Annotated in this window: 12 protein-coding genes; all 12 read right to left on the bottom strand. The window is 60.9% G+C overall.

From position 1 onward, the window contains the following. Positions 1 to 44: 44 nt before the first annotated feature. Positions 45 to 2,978, bottom strand: a complete 2,934-nt coding sequence (locus tag AC07OP_RS21420; RefSeq protein WP_495102455.1) for a DUF748 domain-containing protein — start codon at positions 2,976 to 2,978, stop codon at positions 45 to 47. Positions 2,979 to 3,066: 88 nt separating this feature from the next. Next, positions 3,067 to 4,083, bottom strand: coding sequence for a class I SAM-dependent rRNA methyltransferase (locus AC07OP_RS21415; protein ID WP_495102456.1), 1,017 nt, complete (start codon positions 4,081 to 4,083; stop codon positions 3,067 to 3,069). A gap of 67 nt (positions 4,084 to 4,150) precedes the next feature. Further along, on the bottom strand, positions 4,151 to 5,020 hold the full coding sequence (locus AC07OP_RS21410; protein ID WP_495102457.1) for an oxygenase MpaB family protein: 870 nt from the start codon (positions 5,018 to 5,020) through the stop codon (positions 4,151 to 4,153). 15 nt (positions 5,021 to 5,035) lie between these two features. Beyond that, entirely contained in the window at positions 5,036 to 6,973 is a 1,938-nt protein-coding gene (gene acs, locus AC07OP_RS21405) for an acetate--CoA ligase (protein ID WP_495102458.1), read from the bottom strand. 105 nt (positions 6,974 to 7,078) lie between these two features. Continuing rightward, positions 7,079 to 8,743, bottom strand: coding sequence for a glucose-6-phosphate isomerase (gene pgi / locus AC07OP_RS21400; protein WP_027605377.1), 1,665 nt, complete (start codon positions 8,741 to 8,743; stop codon positions 7,079 to 7,081). Between the two features lie 223 nt (positions 8,744 to 8,966). Beyond that, positions 8,967 to 9,818, bottom strand: coding sequence for a pantoate--beta-alanine ligase (panC, locus tag AC07OP_RS21395; protein ID WP_027605378.1), 852 nt, complete (start codon positions 9,816 to 9,818; stop codon positions 8,967 to 8,969). After that, a complete protein-coding gene (gene panB, locus AC07OP_RS21390; RefSeq protein ID WP_065938273.1) occupies positions 9,815 to 10,615 on the bottom strand; it encodes a 3-methyl-2-oxobutanoate hydroxymethyltransferase in 801 nt (266 codons plus the stop codon). The genes panC and panB overlap by 4 nt, the downstream gene beginning before the upstream one ends. 213 nt (positions 10,616 to 10,828) lie before the next feature. Continuing rightward, positions 10,829 to 11,326 carry a 2-amino-4-hydroxy-6-hydroxymethyldihydropteridine diphosphokinase gene (folK, locus tag AC07OP_RS21385; RefSeq protein WP_495102459.1) on the bottom strand — a complete coding sequence of 166 codons (498 nt, stop codon included), beginning with the start codon at positions 11,324 to 11,326 and terminating at the stop codon, positions 10,829 to 10,831. Positions 11,327 to 11,328: 2 nt separating this feature from the next. Then, on the bottom strand, positions 11,329 to 12,732 hold the full coding sequence (locus AC07OP_RS21380) for a polynucleotide adenylyltransferase PcnB (protein ID WP_027605381.1): 1,404 nt from the start codon (positions 12,730 to 12,732) through the stop codon (positions 11,329 to 11,331). A 696-nt stretch (positions 12,733 to 13,428) separates the two neighbouring features. Then, complete coding sequence (locus AC07OP_RS21375) at positions 13,429 to 14,868, bottom strand: sigma-54-dependent transcriptional regulator (protein ID WP_495102460.1); 1,440 nt, start codon at positions 14,866 to 14,868, stop codon at positions 13,429 to 13,431. A 22-nt stretch (positions 14,869 to 14,890) separates the two neighbouring features. Beyond that, the gene (locus AC07OP_RS21370) at positions 14,891 to 17,845 is read right to left on the bottom strand and encodes a sensor histidine kinase (RefSeq protein WP_027605383.1); all 2,955 of its coding nucleotides are present in this window, start codon (positions 17,843 to 17,845) and stop codon (positions 14,891 to 14,893) included. Then, positions 17,829 to 18,005: a hypothetical protein gene (locus AC07OP_RS21365; RefSeq protein WP_003176118.1), complete on the bottom strand. Its 177-nt coding sequence runs from the start codon at positions 18,003 to 18,005 to the stop codon at positions 17,829 to 17,831. The genes AC07OP_RS21370 and AC07OP_RS21365 overlap by 17 nt, the downstream gene beginning before the upstream one ends. Between the last annotated feature and the right edge of the window lie 153 nt (positions 18,006 to 18,158).

Here is an 18,158-nt window from a genome sequence, read left to right as displayed (position 1 = left end):
TATTGGGGCGGGAAAGTAATGCGCCAGCGGCTTGCCTTGGACGCCTACTCGGCGTCCAGGTGCATCGGCGTTATCACTCGACCGTCTTTCTCTGCCTGGCCCAGTTGCGCGTCAATGAAGTAGACCCGGTCGTCCTCCAGCTGGGCTTTATCCACCAGGTAGTCCTTGATCGTGCTTGCACGGTCCTGGCCCAACTGGCGCAGGAGCACGTCACTGCCACTCCAGAACTTGATCACGCCCTCTTTCAACCTGGCGGTGCGGTCACTGCTGCTCAGGTCCTTCCATTCAGCCGGAGGCTGCTGTTTCAAGCGGGTGCGGTAAATACCTTCGAGCAAGGGGGCTTTTTCGCTCTCAGGGACTTCCAGCAAGGACGCCTGGGCCGGGACTTTCTCGCCACGGCGCTGCAGCATTTTGTAGTAGTTGTATTGGTATTCCCGCTCCAGCCGCTGGGCCGCCAGGAATGGGCCGTCGCTGCTGGCTGCGGCCGTGCCTTCGATTTCCAGGCGTAGGGCAGGGCGTTCTTTCAAGGCTTTGGCCAAGGTGTTGAGAGCGCCTTCGGCGTCTTTGTTCAACTCGCTGGAGCCTGCCGCGAACGACACGCTACCCAAGTCCTCCGCTCCGCCTCCGGTGACCAATCCGCCAATAAACTTGAACGGCGCAGTGGCCGCTCGCACCACCAGATTGCGCAGGGTTTGCCACACAATGGGCATCACGCTGAATTGCGGGTTATTCAGGTCACCGGATACGGGCAGTTCGATGGAGATCTTGCCGTCGCTGTCCTTAAGCAAGGCGATTGCCAGACGAATCGGCAGGTCCACGGCATCGACGCTGTCGACTTTTTCGCCCAGTTGCAATTGCTCGACCACCACTTTGTTCTCTGCCTTCAACTGGCCCTTGGTGATCACGTAGTGCAGGTCCAGGTTGAGGCGGCCCTTGCGGATGCGGAAACCGGCGAATTTGCCCGAGTAAGGCGTCAGGGTGGTCAGCTCGACACGTTTGAAGCTGGTGGCGATGTCCAGCGCGGCCATCGGGTCAAACGGGTTCACGCTGCCTTTGATGGTGACCGGTGCATAACGGTCCACCTTGCCCTTGATGTCAACACTCGCCGGCTTGGCCTGGCGACTGTCAATGGTGCCGATCTGTCCATTGAGCTGTTGGATCGCAGTGGCGAAGTTGGGGGTGAGGCTGAAGTCGGCGAAGTTGGCCGAACCGTCGTTGATCGCAATCTGCCCGATATGAATGCCCAGGGGTTTTTCTTTGCTCGCGGCAGGTTTGGCTGACGATTTGGCGCCACTGTCGGCCGGCTGCGGTATCAGCAAGTCGTCGACGTTGGTGGTGCGGTCATCGTTGATCATGAACCGCGCATAGGGCTGCAGCAGGTTGACCTTGTCGATCGACAGGCTGTCGCCGTGTTGATAGTTCACGCCTTCGAGCACCAGGCGCTGCCATTTGAGGAAGTCGCGGGTCTTGAGGGTGTCGAGAGTATGCAACTGGTCGACCTGCGCGCGGCCGGTGATCTGCAGCGCCAGGGGATCGGTGCTTTTCAGGTTCACGTCGAGGTCGCTGCCAAGCATGCCGCTACGCAGCTCCAGACGGATAAACGGGCTGATATAGGACTGGGCGACCCGCAGGTCGATGTCCTTGGTATTGACCTTCAACTTGGCGCTGACCGGGTTGAGGTTAACCGTGCCGGTTGCCTGGATCTTGCCCTGCTTGCCCAGGCCGGTGTCGACCTTCAGGGTAAAAGGGCTCTGGTTGAGGCTGTCGAAGTTCTGCACGTCGACGTTCAACGGGCCGAGCTCCAGCGCCACTGCAGGTTTGGCCTGGCGGTCGGCCAAGTGCACTTGGTAGTTGCGCAGCTGTACATCCTTGAGCAGCACTTGCCAGGGCTTGCTTGGGGCGACGGGCGCAGGCTTTGGCGAGTCGGCCGTGGCGGGTGCAGTCGCAGGCTCCGGCGCCTTGGCCGGTTTGTTCGGCTGACCGGCGAACAGTTTTTGCCAGTCCAGTTGCCCATCCGCTTCACGAGCCGCCCAGGTCTCGAGTTTATTGCTGCGGATCTTGCCCACCACCACCTGCTGTTTGGCCAGGTCCACCGTGGTCTCACTGACGTCCAAACGCTCCAGGCGCACCAACGGCCGGCCATCCGGGGCCTTGATCGCGAACGGTGCGATGCTGGCGGCGGTGTTGGTCAGGTTCAGCTCGGTCTCTTTGGCCAGACTGAACCTGTATTCGGTACTGAAGTTGAGCACGCCGTCTTCAAGTACCAGAGGTAAGGCGTCACGCACATAAGGCCACCAGGCTTTCATCTTGCCGCCGGTGACTTTGAGCGTACCTTCGGACGTGATCGGCACCAGGCTGAAGTTGCCTTTCCAGTCGATCTGTCCGCCTTCAGGGCCGGCGGCGACCAAGGTCATGTCCGCATTGTCTTCCGGCAGGGTGCTGAGATTCTTCAGTTCGAAGTCGAGGGTGTCGTAGAGGAATTCGATGGGTTCGCTGGGGCGCAGGTCTTGGAAATGCAAATAACCGCCAGCCAGCTTGATGCTGTCGACACGCAGCGGGAACGGCTTGGCGTCAGGGTCTGCCGGGGTCGGCTCGCTCGGTGGCAGCTTGAACAACTGCGCCAGATTCAGCTGGCCTGACTTGTCGAACAACAACTCGGTCCTAGGCTTGTCCAGTTGCACATCCGCCAGGTGCAGGGCGCGGGTCCACAGGCTATCGGCCTGAAGGTTGGCGTAAAGCCGTTCGAAACCTACCTGTTCCTTACCGGGTTCACCGATTTTCAAACCCCATACCGTGACTTCCAGGCTGAACGGGTTAAGTTCGATCCGCTCGATGCGTGTCGGCACCGTGGCGTAATTGGCTAACTGTTGGTTGGCAATACGAAGGGCGATGCCAGGCAAAATCAGAAAGCCCAGCAAGCTGTACAACGCGAGGGCAGTCAACAAGGCGCCAGTGGCGCGAATCAATCCTTTGGGCATGGGGCGGCGCCATCTATGTCAAACAGGAGTGCCTTGGAGTATGGCACGGGATTTCGGTTCCGAAGCACCGAGGAACATGGGAAAAGTACTACAACTGCAGGATCAGGGTCTTCAACGGTGGCTGTTGATCCTGTGAAGGGAAGTCCGCGCCAGGCGTCATGATTTGCCAGTCGCGTACCGGACGCCCGGCTTTTTCGGCGCAGCGCAAAACCTGGTCACGCCAGTCTTCCATGCTGACTTTTGCCAGGTTGTTACAGCAGATCAGCACGCCATTGTCGGCGGTAGCGAGCAGTGCCGGCTTGAGCAGGCTCTGGTAGTCACGCAACAGGTCAACGGTACCGAAGGCACTCTTGGCCCAGGCCGGCGGGTCGAGCAACACCAGGTCATATTGACGCTGCTGCAGGCGCGGATAGCTCGGCAGTTTCTGCCCGCGACGCTGGGTGATCGGCAGTCCGGCCAGTTGGCGAATCGCCGGGAAGTAGTCCGATTGCACGAACTCCATGGTGGGAAGCTGTGGATTGAGCTGGCCGTTTTCACGCCCCACCGCCAGGTTGCCCTCGGCGAAGTCCAGGTTGCATACTTCGCGCGCACCACCGGCAGCGGCGCTCAGGCCCACCCCACAGGTGTAGGCAAACAGGTTCAATACGCTTTTGCCGGCGCAGTGGTCCTTGACCCAGCCACGGGTATTGCGCAGGTCGAGGAACAGCAGTGGGTCCTGGCCGGCATGGCGCCCACGGACACGGTAATTGAGGCCCCATTCGTGACCCACCAGGTCTTCCAGCGCGGCAGGTTCGGCGCGGTATACCGAATCTTCGCGATCGACCCGCGAGTTGCCGCGGGAGCGGTCGTTGTAGACCAGCAGCAACTCCAGGCCCATGTACTGGTTGATCAGTTGGTGCAGCTCCAGCAGGTCAGCGGTTTCCAGCGACTGATGGAAGCTTTGCACCAGTAACTGCGGGCCATAGCGGTCGATGGTCAGGCCGCCGGCGCCTTCCTGGCTGCCATGGAACAGCCGATAGCAGTCGGTGCCCTGGGCGTGCAGTTCGCTGATCAGATCCTGGCGATGATCGAGGGCGGCGCGCAGCGCCTGATTCAAGGGAGACATGGAGCGCGCCTTGCTTAGGTAAATGGGGGCAATGAGGGCGCGGAGTTTAGCAGCTATGGCGCGTTGCCTACATCAACCCCATCCGCCGGTGTGCACGCTGCACCGAACCATTGCGCATCGCCCAGCGCAACAACGGCGCGCTGCGCTTGACCCCGGCGCGGATCATCTGGCGTTGCAGGGGGCTCTGGTGCTGATCGAGCAGGGTGCTGGCCCAGTCCGGCAGCAGGTCGATCCCGGCTTGCATCATCAAGGCACCAAAAGGCTTGGCCAACAGGCTGGGGGAGGGCGCGTTCAGCAACAGGCGCAGCACTTCGCGGCTGCGCTCGTCGCACAGCAATTGCGGGCGGATGCACTCAAGGTAATCGGAAATTTCCTGGCGTGAATGCGGCACATCCTGCGCGCCGAGCCGTTCTGCGACGACGGCGATCTCGCTGTAGTAACGGTCTTGATCACGGCCGGAGAGGTACGGGTTGCGATAGCGCAAGTGGGCAGCAAGAAAGTTGCTCACCTCCGCCACATGCACCCAGGTCAGCAACGCTGGATCGCTGGCTGCGTAAGGCCTCCCGTCCGGGGCATGGCCCACCACCTGCAGGTGAATGGTGCGCACTTTTTCGATCAGCCAGTCGGCGTCTTTGCGCGCGCCGAACGTGGTACCGGAAATAAACTGCGAGGTACGGCGCAGGCGCCCGAGCATGTCCTGGCGAAAGTTCGAATGGTCCCACACGCCGGCCAGGGCCAATGGGTGCAAGGCTTGCAGCATCAAGGCGCTGATACCGCCGATGAGCATGCTGCTGAAGTCACCATGGACTTGCCAGCTGACCGAGTCCGGCCCGAACAGGCCCGGATCGCCCTTGGGGTTTTCCAGGTCCAGTTGGCCCAGTGACAAGCCGGTGAGGCTCATCAACTGGGTTTCGATACGGCTGCGGATAAATTCCATGGCGACTCGGGTTTCCTAGCGGTTCAGGCGTTTGTCGATCAGGCCGTCGACGACGCTGGGGTCGGCCAGGGTCGAGGTATCACCCAGGCTGTCCAGTTCGTTGCAGGCGATCTTGCGCAAAATCCGGCGCATGATCTTGCCGGATCGGGTTTTCGGCAAGGCCGGTGCCCATTGGATCAGTTCCGGCTTGGCAAAGCTGCCGATTTCCTTGCTGACCAGTTCCAGCAGGTGTTTTTTCAGCGCCTCGCTGGGTTCGACGCCATTCATGGGGGTGACGAAGGCGTAGATGCCCTGGCCCTTGACGTCGTGGGGGTAGCCCACCACGGCAGCCTCGGCCACCTGGTCATGCAGCACCAGCGCACTTTCTACCTCGGCGGTGCCGATACGGTGGCCGGACACGTTGATCACATCGTCGATACGCCCGGTGATCCAGTAGTCGCCGTCCTCATCGCGGCGCGCGCCGTCACCGGTGAAATAGTAACCGGGGTAGGGTTTGAAATAGGTGTCGACCATGCGCTGCGGGTCGCCGTAGACGCTGCGAATCTGCCCCGGCCAGCTGGCCTTGATCGCCAGTACGCCGCTGCCGGCTCCGCTGATGACCTTGCCTTGTTCATCCAGCAGCACGGGCTGCACGCCAAACATCGGCTGGGTGGCACAACCTGGTTTGATCCGCTGGGCGCTGACCAGCGGGCTGAGCATGATGCCGCCGGTCTCGGTCTGCCACCAGGTATCGACAATGGGGCAACGCTGTTCGCCCACTGCGTTGAAGTACCAGTCCCAGGCTTCCGGGTTGATCGGTTCGCCCACGCTGCCGAGCAGGCGCAGGCTGGCGCGGGAGGTCGTCTCCAGCGGGGCGTGACCCTCGCGCATCAACGCGCGCAAGGCGGTGGGAGCGGTGTAGAAGATATTCACCTGGTGTTTATCAATGACCTGCCAGAAGCGCGAACTGTCCGGGTAGCTCGGCACACCTTCGAACATCAGCGAGGTCGCGCCATTGGCCAGCGGCCCGTACACGATGTAACTATGGCCGGTGACCCAACCCACATCGGCAGTGCACCAGAACACCTCACCGTCGCGGTAATCGAGTACGTACTTGAAGGTCATTGCCGCCTGGAGCAGGTAGCCGCCCGTGGTGTGCAGCACGCCCTTGGGTTTGCCGGTGCTGCCGGAGGTGTAGAGGATAAACAGCGGGTCTTCGGCGTCCATCGGTTCAGGAGGGCAATCGTCGCTCGCTGCATCCAAGGCCTGTTGATACTTGAGGTCGCGGCCTTCGCTCCAGTTCACCGGGGCGCCGGTGCGTTGTACCACCAGCACCGTGCTGACGTCGGGGCAACTGGCCAGGGCTTTGTCGACATTCTGTTTCAACGCCACCGGCTTACCACCGCGCACGCCTTCATCGGCTGTGATCACGGTGCGGCAGTCGGCGTCCAGAATGCGGTCACGCAGGGCGTCCGGTGAGAACCCGCCAAATACCACCGAGTGCACCGCGCCAATCCGCGTGCAGGCCAGCATGGCGTAGGCCGCTTCCGGGATCATCGGCATGTAGATACACACCCGGTCGCCTTTTTTTACGCCACGGCTTTTCAGCACATTGGCCAGGCGGCAGACGTTTTGGTGCAGTTGGCGGTAAGTGATTTTTGAGGATTTTGTGGGATCGTCACCTTCCCAGATGAAGGCCGGCTGATCGGCGCGTTGCGCCAGGTGACGGTCGATGCAGTTGTAGCTGACGTTCAACTGGCCACCGGCAAACCATTGGGCGGCACCGGTCTGGATGTCTGACTGCTGGACGGTGTGCCACGGTGTTATCCAGTCGAGAAAGCCCTTGGCCTGTTCGGCCCAGAACGTGTCCGGCTGTTCGATGGATTGTCGATAGAGGCGCTGGTAGTCCTCTTGACTGAGTTGCGCAGCCCGGCGGACGGCATCGGCGATGGGAAACGTGCTGATATCGAACATGAGCGATCCTTATTCTTGTTTTTGCGACAAGTCATAAAGATGCACCCTGTATGGAGAGGGTTCAAGGCCAACGTCCAAACGGACGTTGGCCTTGCGGTGCCTGTATCAGCCGCGGTGACGGCCGCGGAAGTAGTTGATCAGGCCCTGGGTCGACGCGTCTTCGGCCAAGGTTTCTTCGGCGCCGGTGAGGCGATTGTATACGCCCTTGCCCAGCTCCTTGCCCAGCTCCACGCCCCATTGGTCGAAGGCGTTGATGCCCCAGATCACGCTTTGCACGAACACTTTATGTTCATACATCGCAACCAGGGCGCCCAGGCGACGCGGGCTGATGCGTTCAACCACCAGGGTGTTGCTCGGACGGTTGCCCGGGATCACCTTGTGCGGTGCCAGCTTCTGCACGTCGTCTTCCGGGATGCCCTTGTCGCGCAGCTCGGCTTCGGCTTCGCTGCGGGTCTTGCCGAGCATCAGTGCCTGGCTTTGGGACAGGCAGTTGGCGTACAACCACTGATGGTGGTCGGACACCGGGTTGAAGCTGACGATCGGCACGATGAAGTCGGCCGGGATCAGTTGGGTGCCCTGGTGCAGCAACTGGTGATAAGCATGTTGGCCGTTGCAGCCGACGCCGCCCCAGATCACCGGGCCTGTGTCGGTGGACACTGGTTTGCCGTCCTGGCGCACGCTCTTGCCGTTGGATTCCATGTCCAGCTGCTGCAAGTGCTTGGTGATGTTACGCAGGTAGTGGTCGTATGGCAGGATCGCATGGCTCTGCGCACCCCAGAAGTTGCCGTACCACACGCCCAGCAGGCCCAGCAGCACCGGCATGTTCTGTTCGAACGGTGCGTTCTGGAAATGCTGGTCCATGGTGTAGGCACCGGACAGCAGTTCCTTGAAGTTGGACATGCCGATGGCCAGGGCGATTGGCAGGCCGATGGCCGACCACAACGAATAACGGCCGCCCACCCAGTCCCACATCGGGAAGATGTTTTCTTCGCGGATACCGAAGGCCACGGCAGCCGCGTTGTTGCTCGACACGGCGATAAAGTGGCGGTACAGCTCGGCTTCCGAGCCACCCTGGGCCAGGTACCAGGCGCGGGCGGCCTGGGCGTTTTTCAGGGTTTCCAGGGTGTTGAAGGATTTCGACGAGACGATAAACAGCGTGGTCTCGGCGCGCAGCTTCATGGTCAGCTCATGGAATTCGCTGCCATCGATGTTCGCCAGGTAGTGGCAGCGCACGCCTTTGTGGGCGTAGGACAACAGCGCTTCAGAGACCAGCTCCGGGCCGAGGAACGAGCCGCCGATGCCGATGTTCACCACGTCGGTGATCGGCTTCTCGGTGTAGCCACGCCACAGGCCGTCGTGGATGCGGCCGACCAGGTCGGTGATCTGGTTCAGCACCTTATGCACGTCCGGCATGATGTTCACGCCGTTGACCGACAGCTTGTCGCCCACCGGGCGGCGCAGGGCGGTGTGCAGGGCAGGGCGGCCTTCGGAGGAGTTGACCGGCTCGCCCGCATACAGCGAGTTGATTGCGTCTTTAAGGCCCACTTCGTTGGCAAGGCCCACCAGCAGGTCGCGGGTTTCGCCGGTGATCAGGTTTTTCGAGTAATCGAGGAAAAGTCCGCAGCTGCTCAAGGTGAACTGGGAAAAGCGCTGGGGATCGGCATTGAACGCTTCGCGCATGCTGAAATCCTGCATGGCTTGGCGATGTTGATTGAGCGCTTGCCAGGCGGGCAGAGCGGTAACGTCATGAGGGGTGCGGTAGTACGCCATCGCTGCGGGTTTCCTTTTATTACGGGGACTGCCTTTAGGACACTTCAAAGCCCGGAACATCCAGTCTTATCTCAAGGATTGGGTTCCAGACAGCGCTAACCATAGCGCAGGGCGATTACATTAAACCTAGCGTGTCGATATGTCTTGGCTTTGTCTGCGCTGTGGCCGGTACTTTTTTATACCGGCACAGCGATCAGGGCAATCGGCGGGGTGTTCAGAGGTGTCAGTCGAGGGTCAGATGCAGGTTGTCGATCAGGCGGGTCGTGCCTAGAAAGGCCGCCACCAGAATCACAATATCCCGATCCTCCGCCGTAGCGGCCCGCAGGTGCACGCCCTGGCGCACTTCGAGGTAATCCAGGCGCAACCCGGCAGCCTCGATCTGCTGCACCTGTTCGGCGCGCAGCCTGGCGAAGTCGTGATCACCGCTTTTGATGGCTGCGGCAATCTGGCTGAGGCTGCGGTACAGCACCGGCGCGATCGCACGTTGTTCTTCGCTGAGAAAACCGTTGCGCGAGGACAGCGCCAGGCCATCATCGGCGCGTACGGTGGGCTCGCCGATAATCTGGATCGGCATGTTCAGGTCATGGACCATGGCACGAATCACGGCCAGTTGCTGGTAGTCCTTCTGGCCAAATACAGCCATGTCCGGCTGGACCATGTTGAACAATTTGCTGACCACGGTCGCCACGCCTTCGAAATGCCCGGGACGGCTGGCGCCGCACAAGCCTTCGGACAATTGCGGGACGCTGACGCGGGTCTGGCCGGTCATGCCGCCGGGGTACATCTCCTCGACGGTCGGCGCGAACAGCAGGTTGCAGCCTGCCTGTAGGAGCTTTTCCTGATCGGCGGCCAGGGTGCGAGGGTACTTGTCCAGGTCTTCGCCGGCGCCAAATTGCAGCGGGTTGACGAAAATACTCGCCACGACAAAGTCCGCCTGCTGCACAGCCTTGCTGACCAGGCTGGCATGGCCGCTGTGCAGGTTACCCATGGTGGGCACGAAGCCGATGCGTTTGCCGGCCTTGCGGGCGTGGGCGACGGCGGCTCTGAGTTCACGTACGGTTTTTACGGTGTTCATGCAGAGAATCCGTGTTCGGCGCCTGGGAAGGTCACGCCTTTGACTTCGGCGACGTAAGCACTCAATGCCGCGTGGATGCTGTCCTGGCCGGTCATGAAGTTCTTCACGAACTTCGGCACGCGGCCGGTAATCGACAGGCCGAGCATGTCGTGCAGCACCAGCACCTGGCCGTCGGTGGCCGAGCCCGCGCCAATACCGATCACCGGCACTTTAACGGCCTGGGTGATTTCTGCTGCGAGTTCGCTGGGCACGCATTCGAGCAGGATCATCGCAACGCCCGCCTGCTCCAGGGCGATGGCATCGGCACGCATCTGGCGCGCCTGGGCTTCGTTGCGGCCTTGGACCTTGTAGCCGCCGAGGATGTTCACGGACTGTGGCGTCAGGCCCATATGTGCACAGACCGGCACGCCGCGCTCAGCCAGCAGGCGAATCGACTCGGCGAGCCACACGGCGCCCTCCACCTTGATCATGTGTGCACCGGCACGCATCAGTTTGCCGGCGTTCAGGAAGGTCTGTTCGACGGTGGCGTAGTCCATGAACGGCAGGTCGGCGATGATGAATGCGCCGTCGTTGCCGCGCTTGACGCTGGCGGTGTGGTAGGCCAGTTCATCGGTGGTGACGGGCAGGGTGCTGTCATTCCCTTGAAGGACCATGCCCAGGGAGTCGCCTACCAGTAACACTTCAACCCCGGCCTGGCAGCAGGCGTGGGCGAAGGTGGCGTCATAGCAGGTCAGCATGGTGATTTTTTCACCTTTGAGCTTGAGGCTCTGCAAGGTGGTCAGGGTAATGTCTGGCATGAAAAGGGTCCTCGTTCAGGCGCTTGGAAACAGCGAGTTACGCGCGTGAGTCTTCGTTATTCAGGCGCACCGTCTTGAGAGCAGTGCTTATAAGGCCTGGATTGCGCCCTTCAGCGCCGGGTTGGCGGCAGCGGGACGCCTATAGTCGTGAGGAGGACACGGGAAGTCAATTGGATGTGTTACCGCATTGTTACGATGGCGGTGTTACCGCTGTTACTGACGCGATTCAGCAACGGGGAGCCGTTCCAGGCCGACAAACGGGCAGGCTTCAAGCAGGGCACTGAGGCGCTTTCCATCCGGCAATTGCAATGCGGCAGGCGCCACTTCGGCCAATGGGTACAACACAAACGCACGCAGGTGCATCTGGTAATGGGGCACCTTCAGGCGCGGTTCGTCGATCAGGCGATCGCCAAACAGCAGAATGTCCAGGTCAAGGGTGCGAGGGCCCCAACGCTCCAGGCGCTCGCGGCCCTGATCGTTTTCGATGGCTTGCAGCGCATCCAGCAGGTCAAGTGGCGCAAGGCGGCTGTCTAGGGCGGCAACCGCGTTGGTGTAGCGCGGTTGGCCCGGTAGCAGCGAATCACTTTGGTAAAAGGCGGAAACGCCGGCGACGCAAGTGTCTGGCAATTGTGCCAACGCCTCGACAGCGCTGCGCAATTGTTGATCCGGGGCAGCCAGGTTGCTGCCCATGCCGATGTAGATGCGTTCCACGTTTATTCGCCCGCAGCGCCCGAGGCATCGGCAGCACTGCGTTTGCGCTTGGTGCCGCTGCGACGACGCTTCTTCGGCCCTGCGCCTTCGCCATCACCCTTGCTGCCGAGGTCGCGAATCATATCGCGGCGTTGGCTGTCATTGGCATCCTGATAGTCGGTCCACCATTCGCCCAGGCCGTCGGTCTGCTCACCGGCGCTTTCGCGCAGCAGCAGGAAGTCGTAGCCGGCACGGAAGCGCGGGTTGTCCAGCAGCAGGTCGGCTCGCTTGCCGCTGCGGCGCGGCAGGCGTTCCTGCATGTCCCAGATCTCGCGGATCGGCATCGTGAAACGTTTCGGGATAGCAATGCGCTGGCACTGTTCGGCGATCAGCTCGTGAGCGGCTTCCTGCATGGCCGGGATCGGCGGCATGCCACGCTCCTGCAGACGCAGTACGCGCTTGGGCAGGGCCGGCCACAACAGGGCGGCAAACAGGAACGCCGGCGTGACCGGTTTGTTCTGCTTGATGCGCAGGTCGGTATTGATCAAGGCTTCGCTGATCAGCGTGTGGGTATAAGTCGGGTTGTACTCCAGTGCTTCGGCGCTGGCCGGGAACAGTGGGTCGAACAACTGCAGGTCTACCAGCATTTCGAAGGTGTCGGCGGCGTAGCCCGAGAGGAACAGCTTGAGCACTTCTTCGAACAGACGCGCGGACGGGATTTCCCGCAGCATCGGTGCCAGCTCGCGTATCGGTGCGGCGGTGTGTTTCTCGATACCGAAGTTGAGCTTGGCGGCGAAGCGTACGGCCCGCAGCATGCGCACCGGGTCTTCCTGATAGCGCTGCGTCGGGTCGCCGATCAGGCGGATCAGGTTATTGCGAATGTCGTGTACGCCATTGGCGTAATCGAGGATGCGTTCGCTGACCGGATCGTAATAGAGGGCATTGATGGTGAAGTCGCGGCGCTGCGCGTCTTCTTCCAGGGTGCCGTAGACGTTGTCGCGCAGGATGCGCCCGCTCTCGTTGCGGGAGGACTGATTGGTGTCTTCCTCTTCATCGTTTTGCGGGTGGCCGGCACGGAAGGTCGCGACCTCGATGATTTCGCGACCAAAGTGGATATGCACCAGCTTGAAGCGGCGACCGATGATTCGCGCATTGCGAAACTCGGCACGCACTTGCTCAGGCGTGGCACTGGTGGCGACGTCGAAATCCTTGGGCGTAATATTGAGCAGCATGTCGCGTACGCAACCGCCCACCAGGTAGGCCTGGTAACCGGCGTTCTGCAACCGTTCGACGATATTCACCGCATAACGGCTGAATTGAGCGCGCTGCAACGAATGCTGGCTGCTGTTGAGCACTTCAGGCGTGCTGCGTTTGTGTTGCGTACGACGCAAGGGAGAACGGAATGACTGGAACAACTTCTTCAGCATGGGATGCACTGTTTGAAGGAATGTTCGGCCATAACGAAGAATGACCGCATGATGGGCGGGGATTCTAGCATTTAGTCAGGGGATGGTGTAGGAACAAGCTTCGGCGTTGCGCCATAAGCCTTAAATCGTCAAATTCCGGAAACTACAAGGGGAGCCGAAGCTCCCCCAGAAGTAGTTGCGTGCTCTATTTTTATTATTGATTTCGGGCTTCTTGTTTTTGTTGATCGCCCTCGCCATGAAGCTTCACCTTCATGACACTCCCAATCGGGAGTCAAGAGCAAACGGATTGCTTTGGTCGCTGTGTTGCTGATCTACGATCCAACCAGTTCAGGCTCTGCCTTAGGGCAGTTTTTGTTGTTCTCGGCCTGGTTGCGGGGCAAGCCCCAAATGCAACGCCTCTCCAAAAGAATCAGTTAGCTGCGCCTCCGCCGTGTTGTTTTTATTGTGCGTGAGTCGATTCGTCTTATTTTTATTGTCTTGTACAAAGCTTGTTATTGTTTTTGTACTAAGCATATAGCAGGGTGCGTGCCAACTTTTGCACCGGCCAGCAAAACCGGGGGGTTGAGGTGGTTTCGGGTTTTTGGCGGGCGAAAAAAAGCCGGGGCTTCGTTACCGTAAGCCCCGGCTTTTGTTACGTGAAAAGTCAGCGGTAACAGTTTTTTCACATCAGTAGGTGTTACCTGAGGGGGCGCACCCTCAGCTTTCGCTGGCCACCCCGGTCTTGCGCCGCGGAATACCCAGGCGCTGGCGACGTTCCCACAGGCACTTACGGCTCACGCCCAGCTTGCGGGCCAACTCGGTCTCGGTCATGTGGTCCTGGTGCTCCAGGACGAAATGCTGGAAATAGTCTTCCAGTGACAAATCTTCCGTCGGCTCATGGCTGGTGTTGCTACCGCCGCCCTGTGTCGGGACCAGGCCGATGAAATCGTCATCCTCCAAGTCACTGAGTTCAATATCGATACCCAGCAGCTCGGCGGAAATTTCCGGGCTTTCCGACAGGATTACCGCACGCTCGACCGCATTCTCCAGCTCCCGCACGTTACCCGGCCATGAGTAATGCCGAATGGCTTGCTCGGCGTCGGGCGCGAACTTCAGGTCGGTGCGGTTGATGCGCGCACTCTGGCGCAGCAGAAATGCGTTGGCGATCTCATTCACGTCGGCGCCGCGCTCACGCAGGGCCGGCAATTTGAGCGCGATCACGTGCAGGCGGTAATACAAGTCTTCACGGAACTGACCGATCTTGGCCAGGCTCTTCAGGTCGCGGTGGGTGGCCGCGATCAGGCGTACGTCAACCTTCTGCGATTGCACCGAGCCTACACGGCGAATCTCACCTTCCTGCAACACACGCAGCAGTCGCGCCTGGGCCTCCAGCGGCAACTCACCGATTTCATCAAGGAACAACGTCCCGCCGTCCGCCGCTTCCACCAGGCCCGCACGCCCAGCGCTGGCGCCGGTAAACGCGCCTTTCTCGTGGCCGAACAGTTCGGACTCGATCAGGGATTCGGGGATCGCCGCACAGTTCACTGAAATCATCGGTGCCTTGGCGCGCTTGGACAGGTTGTGCAGGGCGCGGGCCACCAGTTCCTTACCGGTGCCCGACTCGCCCTGGATCAATACATTGGAGTCGGTGGGCGCGACCTTACGGATCTTGCTGTACAGGTCCTGCATCGGCGGGCAGGAGCCAATGATGCCGATCTCGCCGTTACTGTTGTCGACCCCCGGCTTGTCGGCGCCGTTGGTCGCCTTGCCGGCGGGGCGCTGTTCGGCAGGCGCGCTGCTGGCTGACTGGCGGTCACGCAGGATGCGGGCCACGGCCTGGAGCATTTCATCGTGGTCAAACGGCTTGGCGATGTAGTCCACCGCACCCATCTTCATGGAATCAACCGCCGAGCGCAGGCTGGCGTAGCTGGTCATGATCAGCACCGGAGTGCCCTGGCCAAGCTTGATCAGCTCGGTGCCCGGCGCTCCGGGCAGACGCAGGTCGCTGACAATCAGGTCGAACGTGGGGATGCTGAAACGCTCTTGTGCTTCCTGCACCGAGCCGGCTTCGCTGACCTGGTACTGATTACGTTCAAGCAGGCGACGCAAGGCAGAGCGGATAATGGTTTCGTCTTCGACGATCAAAATGTGCGGCATTGATTCAATTCTCTCGACGGTCTCAGTTCACAGCGGACGTCGCTTCGACATGACGCGGCAAGGTCACCCGAATACGGGTGCCGCGTTGGCTTTCGGTGTCAGCCGGGCTGTCGATGGTGATTTGTCCATAATGCTCTTCAACGATGGAATAGACCAGTGCAAGGCCCAGACCGGTACCTTCACCCGGGTCCTTGGTGGTGAAGAAGGGTTCGAACAATCGGTCCATGATGTTCTGTGGAATACCGCTGCCTTCATCTTCGACGATCAGATCGACGGTATGTTCGAAAGCCTCGGTCTTGACGCGTACCGCACCACCGGCCGGGGTTGCGTCACGGGCGTTGGACAGCAGGTTGATCAGCACTTGGGCCAGGCGTTGTGAGTCGCCGTCAACCCAATGGTCGGGGTCGCACAAGTTGAAGAACTGTACTTCGAAATTGCGCCGGTTCAAGGCGAGCAGCCCAATGGCATCCTGGGCCACTTCGGCCAGGCACACGGCCTCATCCAGATTCTGATGGCCTCCGGCATGGGCAAAGCTCATCAGCGACTGCACGATGCGCGAGACGCGCTTGGTCTGTTCGAGGATTTGCCCGCTGATTTCGATGATTTCGCCGTCTTCTTCACGTTCTTCCCGCAGGTTTTGCGCGAGGCAGGCGATACCGGTGATCGGGTTGCCGATTTCGTGGGCTACGCCCGCTGCCAGGCGACCAATACTGGCCAGGCGCTCGGAGTGCACCAGCTTGTCTTCGAGCATCTGGGTTTCAGTCAGGTCTTCGACCAGCAGCACCAAGCCGCTGTTACCCGGGGCCAACGGTTCATCGATCGCGGCTTTGTGCAGGTTGAGCCAGCGGGTCTGGCCGTCGAGGGCCAGGTGCTGTTTGTGCAAATGCTCGTCGGGCAGGTTGATAAAGCCCTGGAGCAGTTCTTTCCACGGATCGCCCAGGGTATTCAGGCGCGAGCCCACCACCCGTTGCGCGGCGATGCCGGTGAGTTCTTCCATGGCCTTGTTCCACATCAGGATCTCCTGATCCTTGGCCAGGGAACACACGCCCATCGGCAGTTCCTGCAGGGTCTGGCGGTGGTAGCGGCGCAGGGCATCGAGTTCGGCCGCCAGGCCGGTGAGGCGTGAGTGGTAATCCTCCAGCCGGCTTTCGATGAAATGGATGTCCTCGGTGACGTAGTTTTCGCCGCCGGCCTTGTAGGGCAGGAAGGTTTCCACCATGTCCTGGGACACGCTGGGGCCCATCAGGCCGGAGAGGTTGGCTTCGATGCGGTCGCGCAGGCGACGCAGCGCATACGGCCGGCGCTCGTCAAAGGGCAGGTACAGATCGCGCAGCGCCTGCTCGACTTCCTTCTGAGCCGCCTTGGCGCCGAGGGGCTTGGCCAGTTGCGTGGCGAATTCCTGGGGCGAGGCCGCGTGCAGTTCGCGGCGCTGCGGGCGACGCACATTATCCACCGCGCACGCCTCGGCGGCGCTGGTCTCTTCCGGGCTGGCATTGGTGAACAGTGAGATCAGGGTGAACATCAGTACGTTGGCGGCCAGCGAGGCAATCGCCGCCATGTGCCAGCTGGTGTCGTCCAGCACGTAGATCATGTTCAGCAGCGGAATGTAGAAACCCTGCAGGTTGCCGACCAACGGCAGCAGCATGGTGACGATCCATACCAGGATCCCGGCCAGCAGCCCGGCGATAAACCCACGGCGATTGGCGGTCGGCCAGTACAGCACCGATAGCACCCCCGGCAGGAACTGCAAGGTGGCGACAAACGCGACAATGCCCAGGTTGGCCAGGTCTTGCCCGGCGCCGAGCAACAGGTAGAACCCGTAGCCGGCCATGATGATCGCGACGATCAGCGCGCGGCGCGTCCATTTCAGCCAGCGGTAGATATTGCCTTCGGCGGGCGGCTGGTACAGCGGCAGCACCAGGTGATTGAGGGCCATGCCCGAAAGGGCCAGCGTCGTGACGATAATCAGCCCGCTGGCAGCAGACAAGCCGCCGACGTACGCCAGCAGCGCCAACGCCGGGCTATTGGCGGCGATACCGATACCCAGGGTGAAATACTCGGGGTTGGTGGTGGCCCCCAGCTTCAGGCCGGCCCAGAGGATCAGCGGCACCGCAAGGCTCATCAACAGCAGGAACAGCGGCAAGCCCCAGCTGGCGCTGACCAGCGAGCGCGGGTTGAGGTTCTCGGTGAAGGTCATGTGGTACATGTGGGGCATTACGATCGCCGAGGCGAAGAACACCAGCAACAGCGTGCGCCATGGGCCTTCCTGCAACGGCGTGTGCAGGGCGGCGAGAGCGGTCTGGTTTTGCAACAGCCACAGCTCCAGCTGTTGCGGGCCGTCGAACACGCCATAGAGCGCGTAGAGGCCGACGCCGCCGATGGCGATCAGCTTGATCACCGATTCGAACGCAATCGCAAATACCAGCCCTTCATGCTTCTCGCGGGTGGCGATGTGACGTGAGCCGAAGAAAATCGTGAACAGGCTGATCAGCGCACAGAACGCCAGGGCGACCCGGTGTTGCACCGGCTCGCGGGTCAGGATGCTGATGGAGTCGGCCACCGCCTGGATCTGCAGGGCCAGCAGGGGCAGCACGCCGATCAGCATGAACACCGTGGTCAATGCCCCGGCCCACGTGCTGCGGAAGCGGAAGGCGAACAGGTCGGCCAGGGACGACAACTGATAGGTGCGAGTAATTTTCAGGATCGGGTACAGCAGCACCGGTGCCAGCAGGAACGCGCCGGACACACCCAGGTAGCTGGAGAGAAAGCCGTAGCCGTATTGATAGGCCAGGCCGACGGTGCCATAGAACGCCCAGGCGCTGGCGTACACGCCGAGGGACAAGGTGTAGGTCAACGGATGGCGAATGATCGCCCGCGGAATCATTCCGCGCTCACTGATCCAGGCGACGCCGAACAGTGCCGCCAGGTAAGCGGCGCTGATCAGCAGCATCTGAGTGAGGCTAAAGCTCATCGGCATCTTTTTGGCTCTGCAGGATGAAGGTCACGACGATCAGGATCAGCCACAGCAGATAGGGGCGATACCAGGCGCCCGTGGCGTCGATCCACCAATCCATGATGGCGGGGGAAAACAAGTAGATCCCGACGACCAGCAGCAGGACCAATCGATAGATGTACATGTTGGCCTTTGATTGAGAGTGCGGTAATGCAACGGTTTTCTGTAGGAGCGAGCTTGCTCGCGAAGGGCGCTAATCTAAACGCGTACATCCTGGATAAACGTGTTGCCTGGGAGTTTTTCGCGAGCAAGCTCGCTCCTACGCGATGGTAACGGA

It is taken from the genome of Pseudomonas sp. GW821-FHT09D08 (assembly GCF_059416305.1).
This window is presented reverse-complemented; position numbering and strand designations above follow the sequence as displayed.